Origin of the sequence: Mycobacterium mantenii (genome assembly GCF_001667865.1) — a bacterium.
Lineage (GTDB): Bacteria > Actinomycetota > Actinomycetes > Mycobacteriales > Mycobacteriaceae > Mycobacterium > Mycobacterium mantenii_A.
Window position 1 is genome coordinate 1 of record NZ_LZJP01000011.1, and the last position, 914, is coordinate 914.

Annotated in this window: 1 protein-coding gene; it reads right to left on the reverse strand. The window is 66.3% G+C overall.

Annotated features, from left to right (window positions below):
- Nucleotides 1–35 precede the first annotated feature (35 nt).
- Nucleotides 36–914, reverse strand: an 879-nt coding sequence (locus A5688_RS01240; RefSeq protein ID WP_082995928.1) for a thiolase family protein, incomplete at its 5' end; no start/stop codon positions are given.

Below are 914 nucleotides of genomic sequence, written 5' to 3' on the forward strand. Positions count from 1 at the left end.
CTGATCGCCGTCGAACACGTCGCGCGACACGAGGCTCACAGCAGTTCCACGATCGTGGCGTTCGCCATGCCGCCGCCCTCGCACATCGTCTGCAGGCCGAAGCGGATGCCGTCGCGGCGCATGCGGTGCACCATCGTGGTCATCAGGCGAGCGCCCGAGGCCCCCAGCGGGTGGCCCAGCGCGATCGCCCCGCCGCTGGGATTTGTCACCAGCTCGCTGGCCCCGGTGTCCTTCAACCAGGCCAGGACCACCGACGCGAACGCCTCGTTGACCTCGAACACTCCGATGTCGCTGATACCGAGTCCGGCCCGCCACAACACCATCTCGGAGGCAGGAATCGGTGCCGTCAGCATCAGCACCGGGTCTGCACCGGCCACCGCTCCGGCGACGTAGCGGGCCATCGGAGTCAGCCCCAGATCGGCGGCCCTGTCGGCGGTGGTGATCAGCAGGGCGGCGGCGCCGTCGGAGATCTGTGACGAATTACCGGCGTGGATCAGCCCGTCCTCGATGAACAACGGCTTGAGCTGTCCGAGGGTCTCGATGCTGGTGCCACGGCGCAACCCCTCGTCGGTATCGAATTCTCCGGTCTCCGTGGAAAGTACGATGATTTGCGCGTCGAATGCACCGGAGTCGATAGCCGCGGCGGTCCGCTGATGCGACGCTGCGGCGTAGGCATCGAGATCGACCCGCGTCAATCCCCACTTTCGTGCCACCGCCTCGGCGCACAGTCCCTGATTGAACGAGAAATCGTCAAACCGCTGCATAACCCTCGGGCCGTATGGGAATCCACTTTGCCGCGTTACGCCAAGCGGCAGTCGGCTCATGGATTCCACCCCACCCGCTACTATTACGTCGCAGGCGCCGGCGGCGACCGCTTGGGCGGCGAAATCCACTGCCTGCTGGCTCGCTCGGCC